Source organism: Actinocrinis sp., from assembly GCF_035653575.1.
In the GTDB taxonomy this organism is placed as follows: domain Bacteria; phylum Actinomycetota; class Actinomycetes; order Streptomycetales; family Catenulisporaceae; genus Actinocrinis.
Map to the genome: position 1 here is coordinate 1 of NZ_DASRBQ010000125.1, position 20,288 is coordinate 20,288.

The following is a 20,288-nucleotide window of genomic DNA, read 5'->3' on the forward strand; positions in this document are numbered from 1 at the left end:
CTCTCACGATTACTGCTGCGGCGGCTGCTGCCCCCACGTCGGGGGCTGGTCGCCCGGCTGCGCATATCCGGAAGCGGGCGGGACGTAACCGCCGGCCGGCGGGGTGTACCCGCCTTCCTGCGCCGGCTGGCCCTTGAACGCCGCGCCGATGTTGTTGAGCGTGCCGCCGGCGGCGGTGAATCCGAGATACGCGAAGACCGTCGCGACAATGCCGAGGATCAGGCCGATGTACGTCCCGAAGTCCGCCCCCGCCGATCCGTAAGCGTCCGACACGGTCGGGTAGCTTAGCCAGCGAATCAACACAATGATGGTTGCGAGCAGCGAAGCCGCGCCGAAGCTGGCGTAGCCGCCGCGGACGCTGACGTTCTGCCCGAACGCCGGCAGCACGAGCAGCACGGCGACCGCGAGCAGCAGCAGCATCGGGAACCACGCCCAGAAGCCGACATCCCACGCGTTGCCGGAGACGCTGCCGCCGGCGATGACCCCCAGTTCGCCCTTGAAGCTCACCGAATACCACGGCAGGAAACTGTCGATGAATGCGAGCAGCCCGACGATCGCCAGGACGCGCTCGGAACGACCGAGCTTCGTCAGATCCATTTGCCCTTACCCCTCCTAGGTGCGCGCCGACTGGCGTCAGCGGCGACCCGCGCATCCAGCGCGGGCTGCCATACTTGTACAGCCTCGGACCACCTCCGGATAGGCTTTGTAAGCGAAACGTGCCCTTAAGGGCAGATGTGGATCTACAGCGGGGCATTAGCTCGCGGCGCCATGCATCAACTTGTGGGCGCCTTCCGTTCGCGCGCCGGTTTCTGACTGGCCATCAGGACTCATCCAAGGTCCAACAAGTCGACCGAGACCGTCCCGTGATGATGATTTGTCGACGAAATCTCGTTCCCCTGCGCGCGTTGCGCCACCAGAGCGACGTCTCCTTGCTGTAATTGGAGGGTCCCGCCTAGAGTCGAGTCGCCCTGGCGTCAGGACGATGAATACATAGGTCGACAATTGACGCCGCCACGGTGGACACTTGCTGTCGGGGCACCGTCGGGGGCCTCGCCCCGCAAGCACTTGGGAGGATGACCGGCAGGTGAGCGAATCCACATACGCCGACCCGCAGACGGCGGCGCTCGCCGGAGGGAGCGGTCGAGGAGGAACGGTTGTGACCAGCGGTGCGTGGACCGGCGACGTCGAGATCGACGACCCGTACGGCATCGACGACGAACTTCGCTTCGAGGACGGCTTCGACCCCGACGCGGAAATAGAGCCGGATCCCGAGTACGCGGCCACCCTCGCGCCGGATCCGGCGACGCAGCGGCGCGAGCGGGTCGGGCCGACCGGCCGCCCGATGCCGCGGTTCCCCGCTCCCCGGCCCGCCCACGAGCACGGCCCCGCGAAGATCATCGCGATGTGCAACCAGAAGGGCGGGGTCGGCAAGACCACCTCGACCATCAACCTGGGCGCCGCGCTGGCGGAGTACGGTCGCAAGGTCCTGCTGGTCGACTTCGACCCGCAGGGCGCGCTCTCGGTCGGCCTCGGTGTGAACCCGATGGAGCTGGACCGCACCGTCTACAACCTGCTGATGGAGCGCGGCGTCGGCCTCGACGACATCCTGCTCAAGACGGTCACGCCCGGCATGGATCTGTTGCCGAGCAACATCGACCTGTCCGCGGCCGAGGTGCAGCTGGTCACCGAGGTGGCCCGCGAGTCCTCGCTGGCGCGCGCGCTCAAGCCCGCGATGTCCGAGTACGACTACATCATCATCGACTGCCAGCCCTCACTCGGCCTGCTCACCGTCAATGCCCTGACGGCGGCGCACAGCGTGATCGTCCCGCTGGAGTGCGAGTTCTTCGCGCTGCGCGGCGTCGCGCTGCTCACCGAGACGATCGAGAAGGTGCGCGAGCGGCTGAATCCGGACCTTGAGCTCGACGGCATCCTGGCCACGATGTACGACGCGCGTACGGTACACAGTCGCGAGGTGCTCGCCCGGGTCGTGCAGGCGTTCGGCGACCAGGTGTTCCACACGGTCATCGGCCGCACGGTGCGCTTCCCGGAGACCACGGTGGCCGGGGAGCCGATCACGTCGTACGCGTCGAGTTCGGTCGGCGCCGCCGCGTACCGCCAGCTCGCCAGGGAGGTGCTGGCGAGGTGCCCCGCCGAGTGAGGATGCCCGCCGCCGACGAACTGTTCCGGCCGACCGGCGCGAGCGGCATAACCGGGCCGGCGCTGTCCGCGGTTGGCAGCGCGGCACGCGCGCCGCGGCCGGGCACCGACCGGCTGCGTGCCGTGCCCGACCCGGTGGAAGAGGAGCCCGGCTACGAGGCCGAGGGCTACGCGCCCGGTTACGACGAGGCCGGGCCGCAGGAGCAGCAGACGCGCCCGGGCCGCGTGCGTTCCACGTCCCGTCCCCGCGGTACTGCCGCGCGCGGGGCAAGCGGCCGGGAGCGGCACGACGAGAAGATCACCGTATACGTCTCCCCCGAGGAACTGCTCGCCCTGGAGCAGGCGCGGATCATGCTGCGCGCGGAGCACGGCCTCGCGGTCGATCGGGGCCGGATCGTGCGTGAGGCGATTGACCTGGTGCTGGCCGACTTCGACCAGAACGGCGAGGGTTCGATGCTGGTGGAGACGCTGCGCGGGCATTAGGGCCGCGGGGTATCGAAGACGCGCGTCACAAGAAAAGGCAGGCGCTGCCGAAGTCATAGCCGGAGGCACGCAGGCCAGGCGCGTTAGGCCCGGATGCGGGCCAACCGGCGTAATAGAGTTGAGTCTGTGGAACCGACCGAGCCCGTGCCGACGGCCGAACCTGAGTCGGCGGCCGAGCCCGCGCGGCCGCACGACGCCGCGTTGTCGGACGCCACGCCCGCAGTAGGCACAGAGCCGCCTGAGGAGCAGGTACTGTCGCCGGGCGACATCCGTACCGGCCGCGGCCGCGCCAATGCGTTCCAGGTACACCTCGAGGAGTTCGAGGGCCCGTTCGACCTGCTGCTGAGCCTGATCGCCAAGCACAAGCTGGACGTCACCACGCTCGCCCTGTCAAAGGTCACGGACGAGTTCATCGCCTTCATCAACAGCAAGGGCTCGGACTGGGACCTGGACCAGGCCAGCGAGTTCCTGCTGGTCGCGGCGACGCTGCTGGACCTGAAGGCGGCCCGGCTGCTGCCGGCGGCCGAGGTCGAGGACGAAGAGGACCTGGCGTTGCTCGAGGCGCGCGACCTGCTGTTCGCGCGACTGCTGCAGTACCGCGCGTACAAGCAGGTCGCCTCCGAACTGGCGCAGCGTTTCGCGTTCGGCTCACTGCGCCACCCGCGCTCGGTGCCGCTGGAGCCGGCGTTCAAGGAACTGCTGCCCGAGGTGCTGATCAGCCTGTCGCCCGAGCAGTTCGCGGCGCTGGCGGTGCGCGCGATGACCCCGCGTCAGGCGCCGACCGTCTCGATCGAGCACATCCACCAGATCAGCGTCTCGATCCGTGAGCAGGCGAACGTGATCGCGGAGAAGCTGCGCAGGCTGCGCACGGCGACGTTCCGCACGCTCATCGCCGACGCGCCCGACACGATCCACATCGTGGCCCGCTTCCTGGCCCTGCTCGAGCTCTTCCGGGAGAAGGCGGTCGGCTTCGACCAGCTGGCCCCGTTCGGCGAGCTGACGGTGCGTTGGACCGGCACCGACGAGGGCGAGATCGAAGTCGACGAGGAGTTCGAGGGTAGCGCGGACCAGCAGGCCGAACCGGACGATGAACGGCCCGTCACCCTCGCGGTAGTACCGGCACAACGCACGCAGGAGGCATCCGAGTGAGCACCAGCGACGAAGAAGCGCGACCCGGCGGCGGGGCGGCGTTCTGGGCGGCGCTCGGCGTGCGGATAGAGCCGGAGCCTGAGGCCGAGGCCGAGTTCGAGACCGAATTCGAGGCAGGGTCCGAGTCCGAGGTCTCGGAAGAGATCGAACAGTCCGCTGAACTCGATGCCATTCCCGAGCCTGACGCGACCGCCGAGCCCGATCAGACGGCCGAGATGCATCAGGAACCGGCCGACGAACAGCCGCGGACCGAGTGGGACGAGGACAGGGAACCCGCCGCCGTCGGCGCCGTACCCGACATCGCGATCCCGGCGCAGGCCCAGGCGTCGATCGACGAGGTCGAGCCGCAGGAGGGCGATGTCGTCGACGGCCTGGCCGCGCTGAACGAGACGCTGGCCGAGAACCGGCGGGCCCGCGAGAACGCGCCGCGTCCCGAACCGGCCTGGCAGCTGGCCGGCGAGCTGTCCGGAGCGCTGCCGCCGCTCAAGGCCTGCCTCGAGGCGATCCTGATGGTGGTCGACGAGCCGGTCACCGACGTGGTCCTCGCGCAGGTCATCGAGCGGCCGAAGGGCGAGGTCGCCGACGCGCTGCGCGAGCTGGCCGAGGAGTACACGGAGCAGCGCCGCGGCTTCGAACTGCGCGAGGTCGGCATCGGGGACGGCTCGGCCTCGGCGACGACCGGCTGGCGGATGTACTCGCGCCCCGAGTGCGCCCCGGTGGTCGAGCGCTTCGTGCGCGACGGCCAGCAGGCCAAGCTCACCCAGGCCGCTTTGGAGACTCTGGCCGTGGTGGCCTATCGTCAGCCGGTCAGCCGCTCGAAGGTCTCCGCGATCCGCGGGGTCAACTGCGACGGGGTGATGCGGACCCTGCTGGCCCGCGGCCTGGTCGAGGAGTGCGGCACCGAGCACGAGACCGGGGCGCTGCTGTACCAGACCACCGGGTACTTCCTGGAGCGGATGGGCCTCAAGAGCCTGGAAGAACTGCCTGACCTCGCCCCGCTGCTGCCCACGGCCGCGGAGGTCGAGGAAGAGGCCTGACCGAACCCTGATGTATGACGTTTGACGTGTGATGGAGACGAAGATGGAACGGCGCGCGACGCCCCAGCACGATCCGAACGAGGAGGGCGTGCGCCTGCAGAAGGTCCTGGCCGCCGCCGGGGTCGGTTCGCGCCGCGCCTGCGAGGAGCTGATCGAGCAGGGCCGGGTGACTGTGGACGGCAAGCGGGTGCTTACGCAAGGCATGCGCGTGGACCCGGAGAAGGTGGTCATCCACGTGGACGGGATGCGCGTCGCGTCCGCGTCCGATGCCACCTACCTAGCGGTCAACAAGCCGCAGGGCATGCTCTCGACGATGACCGACCCGGAAGGCCGGCCGAACCTCGGCGATCTGGTGGAAGGGCGCGCGCAGCGACTATTCCACGTCGGCCGGCTGGACGCCGAGACCGAGGGTCTCATCCTGCTGATGAACGACGGCGAGCTCGCGCACCGGCTCACGCACCCTTCGTACGGCGTGCAGAAGACCTACGTCGCGCAGGTGGAGGGCGTCATCCCGCGCGACCTGGGCAAGCGGCTGCGCGAGGGCATCCTGCTGGAGGACGGCCTCGCGCGGGTCGACAGCTTCAAGATGGTCGACGCGGTCGGCCGGCACGCGCTGGTCGAGGTGGTGCTGCACGAGGGTCGCAAGCACATCGTGCGCCGGCTGCTCGCGGAGGCCGGCTTCCCGGTGAACCGGCTGGTGCGCACCCGCTTCGGGCCGATCTCGCTGGGCGACCAGCGGCCCGGGAAGGTGCGCGGCCTGACCCGTGAAGAAATCGGCGCGCTCTACAAGGCAGTCGGCCTGTAAGGCGGCGCGCTGGCGTGCGGTTTCGCAGGTCGTGGGGCCGGTCGATCCGAGATCGACCGGCCCCTTCGCGTGCGTGTCGGCAGTCGTGCGTCTAAACTTAAACGATTCGTTCTCTTGAACTGTTCGTGTTTATGAAGGTAGGTTGGGCGCCATGACCGCTCCCCGTACTCCGACCGCCGCCGAGGAACTGCGCGGCGCCGGCCTGCGAGTGACGGCCGCCCGCGTCGCCCTGCTCGAGACCGTGCGGCACGGCGATCACCTCGGGGTCGAGGCGATCGCCACCGGGGTGCGCGAGCGCGTGGGCCACATCTCCCTCCAGGCCGTGTACGAGGCCCTCGACGCGCTGACCGTCGCGGGCCTGGTGCGACGCATCGAACCGGCCGGCAGCGCGGCCCGTTTCGAGGGTCGTGTCGGAGACAACCACCACCACATCGTGTGCCGGTCGTGCGGCGTCGTCGCGGACGTCGACTGCGCGGTCGGCGAGGCGCCCTGCCTGACCGCCTCCGACGAGCACGGCTTCGCGATAGACGAGGCCGAGGTCATCTACTGGGGCCTGTGCCCCGACTGCTCCACCACGCCCGAAGCCGCTTAACGACCAGTCCCAAGCCGCGGCCTCGGCCGCGGCCGCAAGCACCGTGATCCGCCGAGTCCGGAAGGATTCCCCATGACCGAGAACCACGACGCGATCGTCGCCGACCCGAAGACGGAGGGCAGCGCTGGAGGCTGCCCGGTCGCGCACGACCGCGCGCTACATCCGACCCAGGGTGGCGGCAACCGTCAGTGGTGGCCGGAGCGGCTCAACCTGAAGATCCTCGCCAAGAACCCCGCGGTGGCCAACCCGCTGGGCGAGGACTTCGACTACGCCGCGGCGTTCAAGTCGCTCGACCTGCCCGCGGTCAAGCGGGACATCGCGCAGGTGCTGACCACCTCGCAGGACTGGTGGCCGGCCGACTTCGGCAACTACGGCCCGTTCATCATCCGGATGGCCTGGCACAGCGCCGGCACCTACCGGATCAGCGACGGCCGCGGCGGCGCCGGGGCCGGGCAGCAGCGCTTCGCCCCGCTCAACAGCTGGCCGGACAACGGCAACCTGGACAAGGCCCGCCGGCTGCTGTGGCCGGTGAAGAAGAAGTACGGCCAGAAGCTGTCCTGGGCCGACCTGATGATCCTGGCCGGCAACGTGGCGCTGGAGGAGATGGGCTTCAAGACCTTCGGCTTCGGCGGCGGGCGCGCGGACGTCTGGGAGCCGGACGAGGACGTCTACTGGGGCCCGGAGACCACCTGGCTGGGCGACGAGCGCTACACCGGAGACCGGGAGCTCGAGGACCCGCTGGGCGCGGTGCAGATGGGCCTGATCTACGTCAACCCGGAGGGCCCGAACGGCAACCCGGACCCGCTGGCCGCGGCCCGCGACATCCGGGAGACCTTCCGCCGGATGGCGATGAACGACGAGGAGACCGTCGCGCTGATCGCCGGCGGCCACACCTTCGGCAAGACGCACGGCGCGGGCCCGGCGGACAACGTCGGCCCCGACCCCGAGGCGGCCCCGATCGAGCAGCAGGGCCTGGGCTGGCGCAACTCGTTCGGCACCGGCAAGGGCAACGACACCATCACCAGCGGCCTCGAGGGCATCTGGACGCACACCCCGACGCAGTGGGACAACAGCTTCTTCGAGACGCTGTTCGGCTACGAGTGGGAGCAGTACCAGAGCCCGGCCGGGGCCTGGCAGTGGCGGCCGAAGAACGGCGCCGGCGACGGCACCGTCCCGGACCCGCACGACCCGTCCAAGCGGCGCCACCCGACCATGCTGACGACCGACCTGTCGCTGCGAGTGGACCCGATCTACGAGCCGATCTCGCGCCGCTTCCTGGAGAACCCGGACGCCTTCGCGGACGCGTTCGCCCGCGCCTGGTTCAAGCTGACGCACCGTGACATGGGCCCGGTCGTGCGCTACCTCGGCCCTGAGGTCCCGAGCGAGGTGCTGATCTGGCAGGACCCGCTGCCGCCGGTGACGCACCAGCTCGTCGACGACGCGGACATCGCCGACCTCAAGGCGCGGATCGCCGAGTCCGGCCTGACCGTCGCGCAGCTGGTCTCGACCGCGTGGGCGTCGGCCTCGACCTTCCGCGGCAGCGACAAGCGCGGCGGAGCCAACGGTGCACGCATCCGGCTCGAGCCGCAGAACGGCTGGGAGGTCAACGAGCCCGAGCAGCTGGCCGCCGTGCTGCGGACCCTGGAAGGCATCCGGCAGGCGTTCAACAGCCAGGCCGGTGACAAGCAGGTCTCCCTGGCCGACCTGATCGTGCTGGCCGGCGGCGTCGGCGTCGAGCAGGCCGCGAAGGCCGCCGGGGTCGAGGTCGAGGTGCCGTTCACCCCGGGCCGCGTGGACGCCTCGCAGGAGCAGACCGACGTCGAGTCCTTCGCCGCGCTGGAGCCGACCGTGGACGGCTTCCGCAACTACCTGGGCAAGGGCAACCGGCTCCCGGCCGAGTACCTGCTGCTGGACAAGGCGAACCTGCTGACGCTCAGCGCTCCGGAGATGACCGTCCTGGTCGGCGGCCTGCGCGTGCTGGGCGCCAACCACGGGCAGTCGCGGCTCGGCGTGTTCACCGCCACCCCGGGCGCGCTGACCAACGACTTCTTCGTCAACCTGCTCGACCTCGGCACGACCTGGCACGCGACCGCGCAGGACGCGAACGCCTTCGAGGGCCGCGACGCGGTCACCGGCGAGGTCAAGTGGACCGGCAGCCGGGTGGACCTGGTCTTCGGGTCCAACTCCGAACTGCGGGCGCTCGCCGAGGTCTACGCGAGCGACGACGCGAAGGAGAAGTTCGTCGACGACTTCGTCGCGGCGTGGACCAAGGTGATGGAGCTGGACCGGTTCGACCTGGTCTGAAAACCGTTTGCCTGAGCGCGGCGCCCTAGACGGCGCCCGCTGACAGCACGAACACCCGCGGCGTCCAGGCCGGCCCCCCGTGGCCGTCCTGGACGCCGCCGTGTTGAGCGCGCCCGCCTGATCACCGCACTTTGACCAGGCGGGTCGCCAGCACCCCGCCGAGCAGCGCCACGATCCCGGTGACGATCATGACCACCGTGATCGCGTGCGCCGAGGCGTGCACGTGCGCCTGGGCGAGCAGGTTGAGGAACAGCGTGCCGAAGGTGGCGATGCCGACCACCTGGCTGATCTGCGCCGTCGTGGAGATCACGCCGCTGGCGTCGGCGGCGTCGGTCACCGGGATCCGTGCGAGCATCGTGCCGAGCAGCGGGCTGTAGGCCAGGCCGAGACCGAGGCCGTTGACCGCCTGCAGGATCCACCGCGCCAGGCCGCCGGTCGTGCCGCCGTGCAGCACCCCGGCGAGGGCGAAGGAGCTGAGCGCGACGACCACGAACCCGGTGACGACCAGCCACGGGTAGTAGCGCGGCGGCAGCTTGCGCCACCGCATGGAGACCACGAAGATCGCTCCGGCCGCCGGCGCCCCGGCCAGTCCCGCGTCCAGCGCGGAGAAGCCGAGCGCGCCCTGCAGGTGCAGCGTCATCGCGAAGAACCCGCCGGTCATCGCGGCCATGACCACGAACATCAGGCTGATCGAGAGCGCGAAGCCGGGCAGCCGCAGCGTGCGGCCCGGGATGATCGGGGTGCCGCCGCGCCGGCCGAGCCTGCCCTCCACGGCCACGAACCCGGCCACGCCGAGCGCGCTGGCGGCCAGCAGCAGCCAACCCCAGAGCGGCCAGTGCTCGTCGTGCCCGAGCACCAGCGGGACCACGAAGAACAGCACGGTCGGGGTGAGCACCGCGACGCCGGCCGGGTCGAGTCCGCGCCCCGGCTCGCCCTTGTCCTTGGGCAGCACCCGGCCGCTGATGACGAGCGCGGCCAGGCCGACCGGAACGTTGATCAGGAATGCCGGGCGCCAGGTGGAGCCGAAGAGGTTGGCACTGACCAGCAGCCCGCCGATGACCTGCCCGACCGCCGCGCCGCCCGCGATGACCGCCGTGTACATGCTGGTGGCGCGCAGCCTGCCCGGCCCGTTGAAAGTGCGCTGGATGATGGAGAGCACCTGCGGCACCATCGCGGCCGCGCCGACGCCCTGCAGTCCGCGGAACGCGATCAGCGCGCCGATGTTCGGGGCCAGGCCGCAGGCGAGGGAGGCGAGGGTGAACAGGGCCAGCCCGGCGCGGAACATCCGGCCGTGGCTCCACAGGTCGCCCAGGCGCGCGCCAGTCACGATCAGCACGGCGTAGGTGATGGTGTACCCGGAGACGGAGAGTTGCAGGCCGGCGCCGGTAGCGTGCAGCTCGGTGTGGATCGTCGGCAGCGCGACGTTGACGACGGCGACGTCGAGCACTGCCATGAACATCGCGATGAGCACCGTCCACAGCAGCGGTCCCTTCGCGTCCGCGGACTGCGCCGACGAGGAGCGTGTGGTCGGCGCGGTCGACGCGGGCGCTTGAGCGGCTATGGTGGGCGAAGACTGGGTGACTTGAGCAGCAGTCGTGCTTGACATGAGCTCAGCCTCGCGGCGCGCGGATCCTGTTACCAAGAGCCTGCTTATCCTGGTACCAGCACTACCTGGATCATTACCGCCGCTTCCCGCAAGATGGTGCCATGGCGGTCCAGACCCTCAACGAAAACCTCCCCGCTCCCGGCAAGGTGCGCCGCACCGAGCTGGGCACTTTCCTGCGCAGCCGCCGCGAGCGGCTCTCGCCGGAGGATGTGGGCCTGCCGCCGAGCCTGCGCCGGCGCACCCCGGGCCTGCGGCGCGAGGAGGTGGCGCAGCTCGCCGGGGTCGGGGTGACCTGGTACACGTGGCTGGAGCAGGGCCGGCCGATCAACGCCAGCACGCAGGTGCTCGACTCGATCGCCAAGACGCTGCGCCTCGACGCGGACGAGCACAACCACCTGTACCGGCTCGCCGACGTGCCCAGACTCGCCCCGGTGACCAGGCCTTCCTGCACCGTGGAGCCCGCGGTGCAGCAGATCCTCGACGAACTGTCATCCATCGCCTGCGTCATCAACGAACGCTTCGACCTGCTCGCCTGGAACGCCACCTACCAGCTGCTGTTTCCCGGACTTGAGAACTTCCGCGGCAAGTACCGCAACACCGTGTGGAGCGTCTTCACCTCGCCGGGCTGCTGCCATCCGTACGTGAACCGCGCCGAGGAGACCCCGAGGATGGTGGCGACCCTGCGCGCCGCGTACGCGCACCACGTCGGCGAGCCGTACTGGGAGCAGTTCATCAATGACCTGCTCGACCGCAGCGCCGAGTTCGCCAAGCTATGGGCGCAGCACGACGTGGCCGGCTACGGCACCCGCAACAAGATCTTCAACCATCCGCTGGCGGGCAAGCTCGAGTTCACCACGATGAGCCTGGGACTGCACGGCACGCCGGGGCTGCGCATGATCGTCTACCTCGCGGCGAACGAGTACACCGTCGAGGCGATGCGGAGTCTCGAGTCGCGCCAGGCGCCGCTCAAGCTGGCCCCGCTCCCCTGCGGTCACCGCTTCACGGAAGCCGTGAGCTCCGAGTAGAGCGCGCGCACCTGGGTCAGGCACTGCTCGGCGTCGGGCAAGGTGCGGGCCCGCTCGCGGCCCCTGGCGGCGAACCGCGCCCGGTCGTCCGGGTATTGGGCGAGCCGCTGGACCGCGATCGCGATCTCGTGCGGATCGCCGGGCGGCACGAGGATCGCCGCGTCGCCGACCAGCTCCGGTGTGCCGCCGACCGCGGTGGCCACGACCGGCACGCCGGCCCGCAGAGCCTCCTGTACGACCAGCGCGCGCGCTTCCCAGGTGGAGGAGAGCACCAGCACGTCGGCGGCCGCCAGCAGGTCCGCCACGTCCGCGCGGTGGCCGAGCAGCGCCGCGTCGAGCTGGCCCCGGTCGATCTCGGCTTGGAGCTCCGCGCGCAGTGGGCCTTCTCCGGCGATGACCAGACGCGGCACCGACTGCGGAGAGTCCGTCAGTTCCCAGGCGCCCTGCCAGATCCGCGCCGCTTGAAGCAGTGTCGCGTAGTCCTTCTGCGGGGCGAGCCGGCCGACCGCCAGTACCAGGATCCGTTCGGGAGCGCCGGGGTTGCCGTCGCCGCCGACGCCTAGCTCTGCGCGAATGTCGGCCCGAGACTTGGTCGGTTCAGGCAGCGGTGGGGCTGGTACCGGGCCGAGGCGCGCGTCACGGGCGCCGAGGACGCGTGCGCGTTCGACGAGGTCGGCTGAGGCGCCCAGCACCACGTTCGCGCGGCGTACCGCTAGCCGCTCCAACCGGGCAAGCAGGCGCGCTTTGATGCCCGTAGCGAGCATCGCGTTGTGCAGCGTGACGACGCTAGGCGTGCGGCTGGGATTTGGTCGGCCTAACGCGAGCCCGGTCAGCGCTCCCGCACGCACGCCGTGCGCGTGCACGACCGCCGCGTTCACCTGGGCGAAGGCCGCGCGCAGGGCCCTTACTGTCGCGACATCGCGCGGCGGGTTGATCGACGCGGCGATCGGCACGGGATGGAAGTCCGCGCCCGCCTTGGCGAATCCGAAGTGCTCGCCGGTCTGCGCCGGTCCGATGACGGTGACCTGGTCGCCGCGGGCGACCAAGCCGGCCGCCAGGTCGTGCACGTGCGCACCGATGCCACCGGTGCTCGTGCCCAGTACCAGCGCGATTCGCGAACTCACCGGTCCTGCTCCCGGCTGGCGCCGTCGCGCCCTTGGTTCGCCCTGCTGCGGGCGGCCGGGGTCGCTCTGGCCGAGCACCACCGCGCCGCGCGCGACAGCAGCGGCCTCAGGTCGCCGTCGTCGAGCGCGAGGCTCACCGCCGCGAACACGACGAGGGCGACCAGTGCGCAGAACACCCCGGTCACCAGCGCGGGCGCGGATCCGGTCGGACCGATCCGGCCGGCCACCAGCCAGCCTGCGGCGCCGGCCGCGGCGGCCGCGATGGCCCCGACCGCGGCGGCGCGCGGCAGCCCGGCGAAGGTGCCGGGTCCGTGGTGCCGGCGCGTCGCGGTGAGCAGCAGGATTCCGGCGACCGTCATGCCGCAGGCGTTGCCGAGGCCGAGGGCCGCGACGGCCTGCTGCGGCGGGAAGCGCCAGATGAGGATCCAGTCCGCGGCAAGGACGGTCAGCCAGCCGACGACAGTCGCGACGGCGGCGTCGCGGCTGTGGCCTCCCGCATAGAGGATGCGGCCGAGGTGCGCGATCGCCGCGTACCCGGGCAGTCCGAGGGCGAAGGTGAGCAGCCCGTAGGCCATCATCGACGGGCGTGGGCCGGTCGGCGCGGAGATGAACAGGTATGACATCGGCCATGCGGTCGCGACGAGCAGCGCTGCGCCACCGCACGCGGCGACGAGTACCGCACGGCTGGTTGTCGCGACGCCGCTGCGGAAGCCTTCAACGTCTCCGCTGTCGGCGCGCGCGGCCAGGTCTGTGAACGCTGTCGTTGCGATCGGTACGGCGAGGACCGCGTACGGGAGCACGAAGACGGCCCAGCTGAACGTGTAGACGGTCAGCGATCCGGTGGCCGCGCGGGTGTGGCTCGTGAGCAGGACGACTCCGAGCACGACGACGTTCTGAGCGGCGAGCGTCGCCACCCCAGCCACCGCGAGGTGCCGGGCCCTCCTGGCGACGCCAGGCGGGAAGCGGAACACCGGCCGTACCCGCAGGCCGGTGCGGCGTACCGCGGGCAGCAGGCTCAGCGCGAGCGTGGCGACTCCGAGCGTGGTCCCCAGGCCGAGGAACAACTGCGAGCGGTAGCTCAGGGAACCGAGTGACCCCCCGGCGGCGGTCGGATCGAACGCGCCGAAGATCAGGTAGGTGGTGACCACCACGAGGCTGGAGAGCAGGGGGGCGAGCGCGGGCGACAGGAATCGCCGGTCGGACTGCAGGGTCGCGGAGAGGACCACCGCGACGCCGTACAGCGGGATCTGCGGCAGGAACAGCACCAGGAACCGGCTGACCGTCGCGGCGTAGGCGCCGAGCGGCGCGTGGTTGCCGGCCAGCAGCTGGCCGAGCGGCCCGGAGATCGCGATCCCGACCAGGCTGAGCGGCAGCAGGACCGCGACGGTCCAGGTCAGCAGCGCGGAGATGATCGACTCGGCGTATTTGCGCTCGCCCCGGGCGAGCGGACCGGCCAGCAGCGGGACCGCAACACTGGCGAGCGCGCCGCCGGCGACGATGTCGAAGACCGTGTTCGGGATCTGATTGGCGGTGTTGTACGCGTCGGCGAGCGCCTGCGTGCCGACGGTGTGTGAGAAGGCGAGCGTGCGTAGGAACCCGACGGTGCGTGAGAGCACTGTGACAGCGGCGATCATCGCGGCGCCGCCTGCGACGGAACGCACCGCCGCGCGTCTACGTGCCGCACGTTGGGTGGCTAGCGTTTGGGAGCTCATGCCCTCTTGCACGAAGGCCGGGGCGCGGTAGAGCGCGGCCTCGTCTTCGGTCGTTGTGTCGTCGCGTACGACATCGTCGAAGAGTGCTTCGCCGATGAGCGTTTCGCCGTGGTCCTGTGCCCTGCCATCGTCGCGGCCTACCCGTTCCTCCGCGGGCGCAACAAGTCGCGTGTCGATTGGCGCGACGGGCTGAACGAGCGGATCGTCGACGGAGGGCAGCGGGGCGGGGCGTTCAGGCACGTCGGCCGAGTCCGTCCAGCGCTCGAAGCGGCGGGGTGTTCGCGATCACCTTGGTGAAGGAGACCTTCTCGCTGGCCAGGGTCACCGCGGTGAGCGCGGCCGCGCGCCAGACCAGGCCCGCACGGGTGGCGGAGGCGGCGGCGGCCGTGCCGAGCACCGCGCCGAGCGCGTTCGCCCCCGCGTCGCCGAGCATCGCCCGCTCGTCGAGGTCCTCGGGCAGCAGCGCCAGCGCGGCGCCGAGGCCCGCGCACCGCACCGCGGCCGCGCCCGGGGTCGTGCCGTCGCGCAGCAGCGCGGGTGTCGCGGCAATGGCGGCGGCCTTGATGGCGCGGCCCGGCCGCAGGTCGAACAGGTTGACCGCATTGGCGGCAGCGGCGATGGTGACGCCGGCGAGCACCTTGTCCACGAGGGTGTCGCCGGGCCCGCGCCGCACCAGCGCCCCGGCGAGCAGGCCGGCGCCGCCAATGCCGGCGATCTTCACGCCGCCGGTGGTCAGCTCGCCCTTGGCCAGCGCCTTGAGGTGGCCGCGCATCCCGCGCCGATCGCCGTTGCCGTACAGGTCGTCATAAACGCCGAACGCGCCAGCGCTCGCCGCGACCCCGACCGCCGCGGTACGCAGCCCGCGCGGGACCCCGGGGGCGACCGCGAGCGCCGCCGCCGCGCCTGCCGCGTAGGCCGGCCCTTCCAGCAGCGTGACCGGCTCGCCGCGGTGGTTGGTGCGATTCCACAGCTTCGGATCGCGGCCGCGGCCGGCTCCCTCGGTGACCGCGCCGCGCGCCGCGGCGAAGGCGAGGCGGGCCGCCGCCGCGCCGAGCGCGGCGGCGAGCAGCTTGGGCGCGGTGGCGGTGATCTTCGCCGCGAAAGCCCGGTTGCTCTCGAGCCCCTTTGACATCGGCCTGATCCGTTCTTTCTCAATCCGCGGCGGCGCGGCTGCGCCGGGCGGCAGTCCTAGCTTGCGCTCGGCGAGGGTACCGGGGGCAGGTTCGGCAGTTTCGGCAACAGGCCGTCGGTGATGCCGGTCATGCCGTAATGCCCGGCCGGCGCCGTGCCGTTCGTGCTCTCGTCGTAAAGCACGAATACCACGGCGACCTGGCCGATGGTGCCGTCCATGTCGTCCACGGTGGACACCGTTTTGGCCGCGGTCGCGTTCTTGAGGACCGCGCTGATGACGCCGCCGGTTTCCGCGTCGGCCGCCGCGCCGCCGATGACCGGACCCACGTCCGCGGTGTGCAAGGACTGCGCCAGGGACACGTAGAGGGCGTTCTGCGCGTCTGCCTGCGCGGCCTCAGGTGCGGCGATGAACGCCGCGGTGGGCTTGAGCGCGTTCGCGGCGTTGGGCATCGTCGTCACGTTGATCACGCCGATGGCCTTGAACTCCTGAAGCGTCCGAACCGCCCAGGACGGCGTCATCGTCGTCGGCGTGGCCGATGGGGACGCCGACGCCGAGGCCGAGCCGGCGAACGCGGGCGTCGTGGTCGCCTGCGCGGTCAGCGCCTCGACCAGCAGGTTGACCGCCTGCGTCACGGCGTCGCCGCCGGGGATCTGCTGTCCGCGCGGCGCGTAGTCGGCCACGAGCTGCTGCAGCGAGTCGGCGCTGCTGGGGTCGGCGAAGGTGGGGTTGACCGTGATGTCGGCAGTGATCGTCGCGGCCGCCTGCTTGGCCAGCGCGAGCGTGGCGTTGACGTGGTCCTGGTTGAACCCGGCGGCGCGCACCACCACCACGCTGGCGTTGAACAGCTGGTTGCTGACCAGGTTGTTCTTGGTGCCGTCGATGTAGTCGCTCAGGTGGTTGTTCTCGGCGGCCAGCGTCCGCTGCTGCGCCTCGAGGTGGTTCTTGGCGTTGGTGGCGTTGGTGATCTGCCCGTTGAGGAACGCGATCTGGGCCTTGCTGAGGAAGGAGGCGCCCAGCACCAGGCCGACCGTCAGCGCCAGGAACACCGCGACGATCGACACCACGTGATAGCGGAAGTCGATCACGAGAACAGCCCCTGCAGCCAGAACACGAAGGAGTCCCAGTATCCGCGCAGGACCTGCCAGTACAGTCCGCCGAGCGGGGAGACCAGGGCGGTGGCGATGATGGTGACCAGCGCCGCGCTGATCAGCAGCAGCAGCGACGCCGAGGAGATCTGGCTGCGGTAGAGGCGGGAGACGCCTTTGGCGTCCACCAGCTTGCCGCCGACCCGCAGCCGGGTGAGGAACGTGGAGGCCATGCCGCCGCGCCCCTTGTCCAGGAATTCCACCAGGTTCGCGTGCGTGCCGACCGCGACGATGAGCTTGGCACCCTTGTCGTCGGCCAGCAGCATCGCCACGTCCTCGCTGGTGCCGGCGGCCGGGAAGACGACGCAGTCGCGGCCGAGGCGGCTCATGCGCTCGAGGCCGGGGGCGCGCCCGTCCCGGTATGCGTGCACGACCACCTCCGCGCCGCAGGTGAGCGCTTCGTCGGAGACCGAGTCCATGTCGCCGACGATCATATGCGGCTTATAGCCGGCCTCCAGGATCGCGTCGGCGCCGCCGTCCACGCCGATCATGATCGGCCGGTATTCGCGGATGTACGGCCGCAGCGCTTTGAGGTCCTCCCGGAAGTGGTAGCCGCGCACCACGATCAGCACGTGCCTGTCGTCGAAGTCGGTGCGCACGTCGGGCACGCCCACGCCGTCGAGCAGCAGGTCGCGCTCCTTGCGCAGGTACTCCATCGTGTTCTCGACGAAGGACTCCAGCTGCTCGGACAGGCCGGCGCGGGCCTCCTCCATCGCGTCCAGGATGGTGGGGATGTCCAGCACCTTGCCCGCCGCCAGCGGGGTCTCGCCGCGGAAGAGCACGTTGCCCTCGACGCGCAGCTGCTCGCCCTCGCGGGCCAGGTTCATCACCTGCGGGCCGACCTCGTCGATCAGCGGGATGCCGGCCGAGACGATGATCTCGGGGCCGAGGTTCGGGTACCGGCCGCTGATCGAGGCCGCGGCGTTGATCACGGCGGCCGGGCGGCAGGCGACCAGCGCCTCGGCCGCGACGCGGTCGATGTCCTGGTGGTCGATGACCGCTATCTCACCGGGCCGCAGCCGCTTGGTGAGGTTCTTGGTGCGGCGGTCCACGCGCGTCAGCCCGCCCACGGCGGGGGCCGGTCGCGGCTCGGCCCGCTCCGCCGCGCGCTCGGGAGGGCGCACGGTGATCCTCATCGGGACAATCCTGCCAGGCCCGTGCGGTCTGGCTCGTCCCGTTGCACCAGTTCTTAACACGCCTTCAGCCGGTCGTGACGAGGTTGTTACGTCGAATGTCGTCTGGAGATTCCGCACCGGACGGGAGCGCCTTCGCTGATCGCCGGGGCGCCGTGCGTCACCGCCGTTCGGCGTGGGCGGTGGCGAGCAACTCGTCGGCGTGCGCCTGACCGAGTTCGGAGTCTTCCAGGCCGGAGAGCATACGCGCCAACTCGCGTCTGCGCTCGGCCTCATCCAGCACAGTTACCCCTGAGGAGGTAATCGAGCCGTCGCTTTCCTTGCGCACCAGCAGTTGCCGGTCCGCGAACGCCGCCACCTGGGGCAGGTGGGTGACGACGATGACCTGTGCGGTGCGGGCGAGCCTGGCCAGCCGGCGGCCGACCTCGACCGCGGCCTTGCCGCCGACTCCGGCGTCCACCTCGTCGAAGACGAAGGTCGGTACCGGATCGGCGCCGGCGAAGACCACCTCGACGGCCAGCATCACCCGGGACAGCTCGCCGCCGGAGGCGCCCTTGGCGATCGGCAGGAACGGGGCTCCGGGGTGTGGTGCGAGGCGCAGCTCCACGTCGTCGATGCCGTTCGGGCCGAAGGCGACCAGCCGTTCGGCGCCGGTCTCCGGGTCTGGCACCGCAAGCGCGCTCGCGGCGGAGACCTCGGCGGTCGCGGGCAGCTCGCGCTGCGCGACGTGCACGGCGATGCGCGCGTGCGGCATGGCCAGTTCGGCCAGCTCCGTGGTCACGGCCGCCGCGAACTTCTCGGCGGCGGCGCGGCGCGCAGCGGAGACCTCGGCGGCGTGGCCGGCCAGCCGGCTGCGCAGTTCGTCGCGCTGCGCGGTGAGCGTCTCGATGCGGTCGTCGTCGCCCTCGAGCTCGGTCAGCCGCGCGGCGGCCTGTTCGGCCCAGGCCAGCACGTCCTCGAGGGTCGGGCCGTGCCGGCGGCACAGGTTCTCCAGGTCGCCGATGCGCTGGTTGACCACTTCCAGCCGCACCGGGTCGGCCTCGATCCCGGCGAGATAGCCGGCCAGGTCGGTGGCGGTCTCGGTGAGCTGCCAGTACAGCTCCTCCAGCCGCGCGGCGATCGGGGCGAGCGCGGCGTCGTCCCGGCTCACCTGTTCCAGGGCCCGCCGCGCGGCATTGACGAGCGCCGAGGCGTCTGCGCTGCCCGTTGTGTCATCCGTCGCGACAAGGGCCTCGTGCGCGGTCGCCGCGGCTGCGCGCAGCGATTCGGCGTTACCGAGGCGCTGCGATTCGACGGTCAGTTTCTCGAGTTCTCCGGCGACGGGCTCAACCTTGTCGAATTCGGCGAGCCCGTACCGCAGCGCGTCGGCCTCTTGCGCCCGTTCTTTCGCCTGGGTGGTTAGTTCTTCCAGTTGTGCGGCGACTTCGCGGTACTGCTGATATGCGGCGCGGTACTCGGCCAGCGGACGGGATACCGCGTCCCCGGCGTACCTATCCAGTGACGCGCGCTGCCGTGCCGGTTGCAGGAGCCGCTGCTGTGCGGACTGGCCGTGCATCGCGATCAGGTCCTCGCCGAGATCCGCGAGCACCGAGACCGGGACCGCCTGGCCGCCAAGGTGTGCACGGGAACGTACCGCGGCGTTCTGTCCGGAGCCCTGGGCCTGACCCTGTCCGCCGACGATGCGCGCGATGAGCAGTTCGGCCTGCGCTGTGCCGTCGCTGCGCGGCTCCGCGTCGTCTATTGCCGCGCCGGCCTCGGTCGCGCGCCGGGCCACCGAGCCCTCGGCGGGAATGAGCACGCGGCCCTCGATGACGGCCCGGTCCGCGCCCGGCCTGATCCGCGTGGTCTCCGCGCGGCCGCCGAACAGCAGATCCAGCCCGCTGACGACCATGGTCTTGCCGGCGCCGGTCTCACCGGTGACCGCGGTGAAGCCGGGCGACAACTCCAGTACGGCGTCCTCGATCACCCCGAGGCCGCGGATGCGCATCTGCTCCAGCACACTCGTGAGATTAGCGGAACTCCCGGACAACGGGCTCTGCCTTACCGGAGCACTCCCCTGACGGAGGATCAGCGGGAACCTCGTCGGGTTACCCGACTATCGCCGCTCATCGCGTGCACGCCATCCGTCGACGGGAAGCCCGAATTTCGCGACGAGCCGGTCGGTGAAGGGTGCGTCGTGCAACCGGGCCAGGCGTACGGAACGCTCGCCGCGGCGTACCTCGACGCGTGCTCCGTGCGGGAGGTCCAGCGTGCGCCGGCCGTCGCACCAGAGCACGGCGCTGCCCTCCGGCCCGACGCCCCAGCCGTCTTCGATCTCGATGGCCAGCAGCGAGGACGGCGCGGCCACCAGCGGCCGGGCGAACAGCGCGTGCGCGGAGACGGGCACCAGAAGCAGCGCCTCGACCTCCGGCCAGACCACGGGGCCGCCGCCGGAGAACGCGTACGCGGTCGAGCCGGTCGGCGTAGCGCAGACCACGCCGTCGCAGCCCCAGCGGGACAGCGGCCGGCCGTCGACCTCGATCAGGACCTCGATCATCCGCTCGCGGGACCGCTTTTCGACGCTCGCTTCGTTGAGCGCCCAGGTGCGCCCGACGACGCGGCCGCCCTGCATCACGGTCACGTCGAGGGTCATGCGCTCCTCGACCTCGTACCGCTGCTCCACGATGCGTTCGACGACCTCGTGTAAGTCTTCGAGTTCCGCTTCGGCGAGGAATCCGACCCGGCCGAGGTTGACTCCGAGCAGCGGGATGTCTGCCGCGCGGGCGAGTTCCGCGCCGCGCAGCAGGGTGCCGTCCCCGCCGAGGACCACGATCAGTTCGCAGTCGTCCACGGCGTGCCTGTCGTCGGGGACGATCCAGGCGGTCGGGCCGAAGTCGACGCCGTC

At 70.9% G+C, this 20,288-nt stretch carries 17 protein-coding genes; 8 read left to right on the forward strand and 9 right to left on the reverse strand.

What is annotated here, in order from left to right; translation table 11 throughout:
* Positions 1-9 precede the first annotated feature (9 nt).
* A complete protein-coding gene (locus VFA06_RS18175; RefSeq protein ID WP_324841803.1) occupies positions 10-597 on the reverse strand; it encodes a hypothetical protein in 588 nt (195 codons plus the stop codon).
* Between the two features lie 592 nt (positions 598-1,189).
* Here VFA06_RS18175 and VFA06_RS18180 point away from each other — a divergent pair.
* From VFA06_RS18180 to katG, 7 genes are all read left to right on the forward strand, one after another.
* Positions 1,190-2,158: an AAA family ATPase gene (locus tag VFA06_RS18180; protein ID WP_349260235.1), complete on the forward strand. Its 969-nt coding sequence runs from the start codon at positions 1,190-1,192 to the stop codon at positions 2,156-2,158.
* Between the two features lie 2 nt (positions 2,159-2,160).
* Positions 2,161-2,640, forward strand: coding sequence for a cobyrinic acid a,c-diamide synthase (locus tag VFA06_RS18185; protein ID WP_324841818.1), 480 nt, complete (start codon positions 2,161-2,163; stop codon positions 2,638-2,640).
* Between the two features lie 126 nt (positions 2,641-2,766).
* Positions 2,767-3,789: a segregation and condensation protein A gene (locus VFA06_RS18190; protein WP_324841804.1), complete on the forward strand. Its 1,023-nt coding sequence runs from the start codon at positions 2,767-2,769 to the stop codon at positions 3,787-3,789.
* A 380-nt stretch (positions 3,790-4,169) separates the two neighbouring features.
* The gene (gene scpB / locus VFA06_RS25935) at positions 4,170-4,826 is read left to right on the forward strand and encodes an SMC-Scp complex subunit ScpB (RefSeq protein ID WP_414639924.1); all 657 of its coding nucleotides are present in this window, start codon (positions 4,170-4,172) and stop codon (positions 4,824-4,826) included.
* 31 nt (positions 4,827-4,857) lie between these two features.
* On the forward strand, positions 4,858-5,631 hold the full coding sequence (locus VFA06_RS18200; RefSeq protein WP_324841819.1) for a pseudouridine synthase: 774 nt from the start codon (positions 4,858-4,860) through the stop codon (positions 5,629-5,631).
* A gap of 151 nt (positions 5,632-5,782) precedes the next feature.
* Positions 5,783-6,223, forward strand: a complete 441-nt coding sequence (locus VFA06_RS18205) for a Fur family transcriptional regulator (RefSeq protein ID WP_324841806.1) — start codon at positions 5,783-5,785, stop codon at positions 6,221-6,223.
* Between the two features lie 72 nt (positions 6,224-6,295).
* Positions 6,296-8,527, forward strand: a complete 2,232-nt coding sequence (gene katG, locus VFA06_RS18210; RefSeq protein WP_324841807.1) for a catalase/peroxidase HPI — start codon at positions 6,296-6,298, stop codon at positions 8,525-8,527.
* Between the two features lie 121 nt (positions 8,528-8,648).
* On the opposite strand, the gene VFA06_RS18215 is transcribed toward katG, so the two are convergent.
* Entirely contained in the window at positions 8,649-10,133 is a 1,485-nt protein-coding gene (locus tag VFA06_RS18215; protein ID WP_324841808.1) for an MFS transporter, read from the reverse strand.
* 101 nt (positions 10,134-10,234) lie between these two features.
* Between VFA06_RS18215 and VFA06_RS18220 the strand changes: the two genes are divergently transcribed.
* On the forward strand, positions 10,235-11,158 hold the full coding sequence (locus VFA06_RS18220; RefSeq protein ID WP_324841809.1) for a helix-turn-helix transcriptional regulator: 924 nt from the start codon (positions 10,235-10,237) through the stop codon (positions 11,156-11,158).
* Here VFA06_RS18220 and VFA06_RS18225 read toward each other — a convergent pair.
* From VFA06_RS18225 to VFA06_RS18255, 7 genes are all read right to left on the reverse strand, one after another.
* The gene (locus tag VFA06_RS18225; protein WP_324841810.1) at positions 11,125-12,282 is read right to left on the reverse strand and encodes a glycosyltransferase; all 1,158 of its coding nucleotides are present in this window, start codon (positions 12,280-12,282) and stop codon (positions 11,125-11,127) included. The genes VFA06_RS18220 and VFA06_RS18225 overlap by 34 nt on opposite strands.
* Positions 12,279-14,234 (reverse strand): murein biosynthesis integral membrane protein MurJ, encoded by a 1,956-nt coding sequence (gene murJ, locus VFA06_RS18230; protein WP_324841811.1) that lies wholly within the window; start codon positions 14,232-14,234, stop codon positions 12,279-12,281. Before murJ ends, VFA06_RS18225 begins: the two co-directional genes overlap by 4 nt.
* A complete protein-coding gene (locus VFA06_RS18235) occupies positions 14,227-15,126 on the reverse strand; it encodes a hypothetical protein (RefSeq protein WP_324841812.1) in 900 nt (299 codons plus the stop codon). Before VFA06_RS18235 ends, murJ begins: the two co-directional genes overlap by 8 nt.
* Before the next feature lie 56 nt (positions 15,127-15,182).
* Complete coding sequence (locus VFA06_RS18240) at positions 15,183-16,211, reverse strand: copper transporter (RefSeq protein WP_324841813.1); 1,029 nt, start codon at positions 16,209-16,211, stop codon at positions 15,183-15,185.
* Positions 16,208-17,407, reverse strand: a complete 1,200-nt coding sequence (gene steA, locus VFA06_RS18245; RefSeq protein WP_324841814.1) for a putative cytokinetic ring protein SteA — start codon at positions 17,405-17,407, stop codon at positions 16,208-16,210. Before steA ends, VFA06_RS18240 begins: the two co-directional genes overlap by 4 nt.
* A gap of 157 nt (positions 17,408-17,564) precedes the next feature.
* Entirely contained in the window at positions 17,565-19,391 is a 1,827-nt protein-coding gene (gene recN / locus VFA06_RS18250) for a DNA repair protein RecN (protein ID WP_349260238.1), read from the reverse strand.
* A gap of 108 nt (positions 19,392-19,499) precedes the next feature.
* Positions 19,500-20,288: NAD kinase (locus VFA06_RS18255; protein WP_324841816.1), on the reverse strand; the 789-nt coding region annotated here is incomplete at its 5' end.